At 65.9% G+C, this 6654-nt stretch carries 5 protein-coding genes; 1 reads left to right on the plus strand and 4 read right to left on the minus strand.

From position 1 onward, the window contains the following. Positions 1-862: 862 nt before the first annotated feature. Genes BMX93_RS12395 through BMX93_RS12410 form a run of 4 tightly spaced genes read right to left on the minus strand, consistent with a single transcriptional unit; the run spans position 863 to position 5691 of the window. Positions 863-2329, minus strand: coding sequence for an ABC transporter ATP-binding protein (locus tag BMX93_RS12395; protein WP_177170236.1), 1467 nt, complete (start codon positions 2327-2329; stop codon positions 863-865). A 20-nt stretch (positions 2330-2349) separates the two neighbouring features. After that, positions 2350-3177 carry an ABC transporter permease gene (locus BMX93_RS12400; RefSeq protein ID WP_218139344.1) on the minus strand — a complete coding sequence of 276 codons (828 nt, stop codon included), beginning with the start codon at positions 3175-3177 and terminating at the stop codon, positions 2350-2352. Positions 3178-3212: 35 nt separating this feature from the next. Further along, positions 3213-4145, minus strand: a complete 933-nt coding sequence (locus BMX93_RS12405; RefSeq protein ID WP_143052922.1) for an ABC transporter permease — start codon at positions 4143-4145, stop codon at positions 3213-3215. A 52-nt stretch (positions 4146-4197) separates the two neighbouring features. After that, on the minus strand, positions 4198-5691 hold the full coding sequence (locus BMX93_RS12410) for an ABC transporter substrate-binding protein (RefSeq protein ID WP_091971610.1): 1494 nt from the start codon (positions 5689-5691) through the stop codon (positions 4198-4200). 229 nt (positions 5692-5920) lie between these two features. Here BMX93_RS12410 and BMX93_RS12415 point away from each other — a divergent pair, with 229 nt between their 5' ends. After that, a complete protein-coding gene (locus tag BMX93_RS12415) occupies positions 5921-6493 on the plus strand; it encodes a TetR/AcrR family transcriptional regulator (protein WP_177170237.1) in 573 nt (190 codons plus the stop codon). The last annotated feature ends 161 nt before the right edge of the window (positions 6494-6654 follow it).

Raw genomic sequence — 6654 nt, forward strand, 5'->3', positions numbered from 1 at the left:
CTGCTTGTCCGTGAACACCCGATACCGCGAACCCGTCGACCTCACCCAGCCAGCATCCCGCGCGCCTCACCGAACATATGGGAGACACGCCCTAGTCGTGCCGGGTCGGATGCCCTCGTCGATCTCGGCACGGCGTACCCATTTCCGGACCGTCTCAGGGAGAAGGTCGAGTTGCTTCGCGATCCTCGTGATCGCACCATCACGGGTCGCGGGGTTCTGCCGGGCTTCGATTACGAGCCGAACCGCGCGTTCACGGAGTTCTGCTGGGTAAGGGGACGGGCATGATGCCGGGGGTTCCTTCCGGATAGATTCACCCTCCATCAAACACGACACGATTCACAGGCACTCGACGGGTCGCTGGTCGGGTGGGATGCCATCAAGATCGGGACCGCCTCGCAGGTGGGGCCTGAGGGTGAGTGGCTCGCCACGACCGGCGATGATGGGGAGTTGCTGTTCCCGTTGGTTGCTGGGGCGGGGATCCTGCTTCTGATGGGGGTCGTGATCCTCGTCGGTACGGGCAAGCGCCGCCGCGCGGCCACGAACGGCTCAGCTCTAAGCTGAACTAGTTGCAGGGTTGGAGGCTCAGGGTTGAGGACGCTCGCCCCGGGCCTCCAGCATGTCAGGCTGCCGTGTTTCTATGTGCTGATGGCCTTGCTGGTGCGCAGACCGAAGCCAGGTGGATCGTGGAGCACACGAACTTCTGAAACACTCGTGGTGTCCGCAAGTTCCAGATCTGCACCAAAGTCGTCGCCGTCTGATTGATGCAGTCATTGCTGTCGCCGGCGCGATCATTATTCGCCTGATGCCTGTTCCGAGAGATCAGGAGTCGCTCCCGTTGGGTCCCCGAGACTTCCGACGAGAATCACCCGTCGGCGTGTCCCCTCACACAATATGTTGCTCGCCCGTTCCCGGAGGTCACCTCTTGATCAGGAGACGATGAGAGCAGCACGGTTTGTTCGCACAGTTTGCCGGTCACTTGCGGTTCGTGAGAGATCACGATGAGGGCCAGCCGTTCGCGATCACATAGTTCTGCGTAGAGGTCGAGGATGCTGTGTTCGGTCGTCTCGTCGAGGGCTGAGGTCGATTCGTCGCTGATCAGCACGCGAGGATCGTGCGCGAGCGAGCGGGCGATCGCGACCCGTTGCGCCTGGCCCCCCGAGAGCAATGCGACTCGTCGGGTCAGCAGCTCCGGGTCGAGTCGCACGCGTGCGAGCAGTTCGCGCACGCCCTGCTGCACCGCGCGTCGTGGCGCCCTGGGCGTCGTGCGGCGCACCGCGATCGAGAGTACCCGTGAGACGGTGTGTGCGGGGTTGAGGCTCGCTGCGGGATCTTGGGGGATGAGTTGGATGAGACGCTTCTGACGTGCGGTGCGCTCGGTCAGGGGGAGTGCGACGGTCTCTCTATCGATGGTGAGTTGGCCGTGCGCCTGTGGGTGCGCTCCGAAGATGGCGCGTGCGAGGGTGCTTTTGCCCGAGCCCGAGGCGCCGAGGATCGCGAGCCCGGAGCCAGGGTGGATGTGCAGAGTGAGCCGATTCGCGATCCGGTGGCCGTCGGGGGTGGTGACGGTGAGGTCGGTCACTGTGAGGCCGTCGGGCCCGTGCACGGGGTCGGGGATGGCGAGAAGCGCGCGTGGTTCCTGGCATGCGGAGCAGGAGGGCGTCGCAGGGTTCGGTTTCGTGCGTGCTGTGCTGATGCTTCCGGCGTCGAGCGCCGTGCTGGAATCGGCGAGGCGGGTAGAGAAGCCACGGTCGTGGGTGGCGATGACCATGGTGACGCCGCGGGCGCGGTAGTGCCGCAGGGTGGACTCGAGTTCCGCGACCGCTGCCGGGTCGAGCCCGGAGGTGGGTTCGTCGAGGAGGAGCAGCTCGGGGTGCGAGGCGAGGGCGCGCGCGATCGCGACGCGGCGGCGTTGCCCGCCGGAGAGTTGGCCGGCGCGGCGGCTTAGCAGCCTCGCCCCGTCGTGCAGGCCCGCCTGGGCGAGAAGCGACACGATCGCGGCATCGCCTGGCCTGCGTTCGGTCGAGGTCTCTGCGATCAGTTCGCGCACGGAGAAGTGCGGGGTGAGGAGCAGGGCGGGGTCTTGGCCCAGCCAGGAGACGCGTCGGCGACGGACGGTCAGCAGCTCGGCCCGGTCGAGGCTGAAGATCTCGGCTCCGGCCACGGTGAGCTGCCCCGACACGTGCGGCGCGTCTGCTCGTCTTTGCCCGAGGAACGCCCGCAGCAAGGTGCTCTTCCCGCAGCCTGAGGGCCCGGTGAGCGTGTGAATGGTGCCGCGTGGGACCTGCAGGCTGATGCTGTCGAGCGCAACCCTGCCATCCGGGCCGCGCATGCTGAAATCCTGTGCGGTGATCATCGTGCCCCCGTTCCGCTGCGGTCGAGGAGCAGGTTCACAGGTATCGTGACTGCGGCGATGGCGAGGGCGGGCGCAAGGCTCGCCCAGGGGTTCAACGCGATCCCGGGCAGGCCTTCGGCGACCATCGTGGCCCAGTCGCTGCCTGAGTCGAGCGGTCGCAGGCCGAGGAAGCCTGCTGCGGCAACCAGGTAGAGCGAACCTATGAAGCGATAGCCAGTTTCAGTGAGTAGTGGGCCGGTGAGGTTCGGAAGAATCTCGCGCACGGCGATCCTCGGCGCGGAGTCGCCTGCGAGGCGCGCCATCAGCACGTACTCGCTTCCAGCGACCTGTGCGGTCAACGTGCGGGTGTATCGGGCGATGAAGGGGGCGGATACCACGGTCATAACCAGGATGATGGTCGCGAGCCCGCCGCCGAGACCGTAGATGAGCAGCATCATGGTGATGATCGAGGGCAGCACCACGAGCGTGTCGATGAGGATCATGAGCCACCGGGCAAGGCGATGGCTCAGGGCGAGCGCGAGCCCGAGTGCGATGCCGACGAGCATCGCGGCGAGCGTCGAGAGCGCGGCGACACCGAGTAGTTCGGCACCGCCGGTCAGCAGCCTTGCGGTCACGTCGCGCCCGAGCTTGTCGGTGCCGAGAGGCATGCCCTCGCCCGGTGGGGAGAACGCAGGCGCAGTCGTTCGGGCTCCATCGAGGCCGAGCGCTGCGGCGATCAGCGGACCGAGGAGCGTCGATGCGATGATCACTGCGGCGAAGCCGAGCAGCGCCCATCTCGCCCTGGCGGTGCCCGGCCCGGTTCTCGCGCGAGCCCAAGATCTCATCGTTCGTGTGCGGGGGCGCTCGCCGGTGCTGAGGCTCACCGTTTCGGGCCTTTCTTCGCGAGCAGATCGGCGGACAGAAACGCGATCAGCGAGAGTGCGAGGATCACCGTGGTGGCGGCCATCGTGAGGAACGGTTCGCGAGTGTTCACGGCTTGCACGAGCAGCGAACCGAGTCCGGGAAAGCCGAATACGCGCTCGACGACCACTGCCCCGCCGAGCAGGTACGGGGTGGTCCCGGCGATCAATTGTGCGGCGGGTGCCGCGATTCCGGGGAACAGGTGCCGGGTGATCACCCGGTGCTCGGGAATGCCCGCGAGCCGGGCGGCCTCGATGTGCGGACGGGCATACTCGTTGGCGACTAGGGCGCGGAACTGCCGCGCGAGCACCGCCCCCGCTACGAGCGCGAGCGCGCACACCGGCAAGACGAGTAGCTGCGGCTGCTGTAGCAGGCTGCTACCCGCAGGCAGCACCGAAACGGCGGGCAACCAGCCGAGCCAGCCCGCGAAAACGAGCACGAGCAGGGTACCGATGATGAACTCGGGCGTGCTGATCGTTAGCATCGCCCCCGTCATCAGGCCGCGATCGAGCCTGGAACCGCTGTTCACTCCCGCAGCGATTCCGACGGTGGTGCCGATGAGCAGTGCAGCTATGAGCGCGAGCGCCGCCAGCAGCAGGGTGCGGCTGAGCGGGCCGGCCATCACCTGCGTGACTGGAAGCCCGGTCTGCAGCACGTTGCCGAAGTCGCCGCAGAGCACCCCCCACGCCCAGTCGGCATAGCGGGTGAGCGGATGGCGATCGAGCCTGAGCTCCATGCGCAGCAGAGCCAGTCGCTCCTCGTCTTGCCGGAGCCCGAGCTGCTGCGATGCCGCGTCTCCCGGCAGCAGGGTCACCGCGATGAACACGACGAAGGTGATCGTGACCATCAAGAGCGTAAACCGGCCGATGCTGCGTGCCAGCAACAGAACCACTGGCGTCTGCTGGGTTCGGGGCCGGCCGCGAACCTCGAGGTCTGGCCGCACGTCAGCTTTCGTAGCCGACCTCCCAGAACAGCGGCAGCGACTGCGTCATCGGCACCGTCTCAAGCGCATCGATGGCGCCGTTGAGCTGTTCCTGGAAGCCCCAGATCAGTGAAGCGGTGCCGGACCACACGCGATCCTGTGCGAGCGCGAGTGCTTCCTGCCGTTCAGCGGAATCTGTGACGGTCTGCAGCGTGGTGATCGCCTCGTTGAACTCGGGATCTGCCCAGCCGCTCCAGTTGTAGGGGGAGTCGGCGATCATGAAGGTGACTGCGTGGCTGAGGAACGGGCGGTTGTGCACATAGGTGGCGAACATCTGCGCCTGCTGAATCTTCGGGATGTCCGAGTACAGCGTCGCCGGATCGACTTCTTCCAGCTTCAAGGTGACACCGATCTCGCTCAGCTGCTGCTGCAGCAGCTCAGTCGCGTCGGTGATGCCCGGAATCGTCTCAGCGACGAGGATGCCGATCTCCGTGATGCCCTTCGACTCGAACACCTGGCGCGCGGCTGCCACATCGGGTTCGACCTGGGCGAAGCGTGTGGGGTAGTCGGGAAGGCCGAGACCAGGGAGATCGTTGCCGATCGCCCCGTCGCCCCTGAACACGATGTTAACGAGCTGATCACGATCGAGCAGGCTGCGCAGCGCCTCCCGCACCTCAGGGTCGTCGAACGGGGCGATGCGGGTGTTCATCGAGAACTCGAACTGCGAGGAGTTCGCCGTGCCTCCGCGCTGCACCTCATATCCTGCAGTCGAGTCGATCGTCTCAGCGGCAGTCGAGTTCAGGCCAAGCGCGAAATCTACCTGGCCTCCGGTCAACGCGGTGGCCCGGGTTGCCGGGTCGGCGATGGGCACCAGCTCGATGCGGTCGATCTTCGGCTCGCCCCGCCAATACGATTCGTTCGCGACCAGCACCGTGCCGGAGTCTGCCGAGAACGATTCGAGCCGGTACGCACCAGTGCCGTTGCCCTCGTTCAGATCGGTCATCCCCTCCTTGATCACGTAGCTGCCCAAAGCGAGCGAGGTCTCGACGAAGTCCGCCCTCGGCCGTTTCAACACGACCAGCACGGTTCGCTCATCGAGCACGCGCGAGGCGGCCGCGTCGTAATCCGAGTACAGGGCGGCGAATCGATCCGAGGCCGCAATCCAGCCGAGACTGTAGAGCACATCGGCTGCGGTGAGCGGCGAGCCGTCGTGAAACGAGACGCCGTCAGGGAGTGTGATCGTCCACTCGCTGCCGTCCTCGTTCGGCGTGATGCTCTCGGCGAGCACCTGTTCGAACTGGTCGCCGCGCAAGAGCACCAGCGAATCCCAGATCTGCATCGCCGCGACCTGCGGCAACTCTGAGACCAGCTGATCGATATTGAGGGTGTCTGAGCTGCCGCCGAGGGCGGCGACACGCAGCACACGCTCGCCCCCAGGTTCCGGGTCGGGGGCGCTCGCCTGCGCGCAGGCACTGAGCGCGAGCGCCGCGGTCAGGGTCAGTCCGGTCAGGGCCAAGAATCGTCGAGAGAGTGAAGGCACGTGGGTTCTTTCTAAAGTGTTCCGCCGTGGCGTATTGAGAAGCAGTATCAACAAGCATATTACGACATGCTGTCGAATAATATGCAAGCCGGAGGGCGCTGATGCGGCATAGCATGGAGTGATGAGTGCGACACCCCCACAAGATCTCGGGCAGTCGAAGGTGGTGCGAGGCCGGGGCAGGCCCCGACTCACCACCCAGGCAGATGTGATCGAAGCGGTGCTCGCCGAGGGACTGGCCTCGTTCACCGTCACCGCGGTTGCCGAGCGCCTCGGCACCACGCACGCCACGCTCTACGGCTACTTCGAGTCTCGGGAAGACCTGGCGGTTGCCGCGGTCGACATGGTGGTCACGCGAACCGAATGGCCGTCCTCTAGCGACTCCTGGCGGGCGGTGCTGGGCGACTACGCACGCACGCTGTGGAAGCTCTGTCAGGAGACGCACGGCTTCGCGAGCTGCGTGCTCGGCCTCACCCTCACACCATCAGCAATCTCAGACGTCATCCAAGGCTATGCTGCACTGCTCGAAACTCACGGCTTCACGCGCACGGACGCACTGGTGCTGATCGACCTCATCGGCGAGGAGGTGCTGCTGACCTCGATGCTGCTCTCAAGAGAAGACGACCGGACAGTCGAGATACCACCGCTGCCGAGCGAGGACGCCGACGCTTCCAGACCCGGCAAGGAACTCTCCTGGGCGAGCGAGGCAGGCTGGTTGGCTCGCAAACTAGCGTTCATCTTCGACGGTGCCGACTACCGGCTGCAGCGCGCCAGCGTATGAGCCTCGCATGCCCAGTCAGGCACGGGCTTCGAGCCGCCTGAACGCGCCGCGCTCGGCTCGCAGTATCTAGGGCGTGTCTCCCATATGTTCGGTGAGGCGCGCGGGATGCTGGCTGGGTGAGGTCGACGGGTTCGCGGTATCGGGTGTTCACGGACAAGCAG

The organism is Propionibacterium cyclohexanicum (genome assembly GCF_900111365.1).
GTDB classification, from domain to species: Bacteria; Actinomycetota; Actinomycetes; order Propionibacteriales; family Propionibacteriaceae; genus Propionibacterium; species Propionibacterium cyclohexanicum.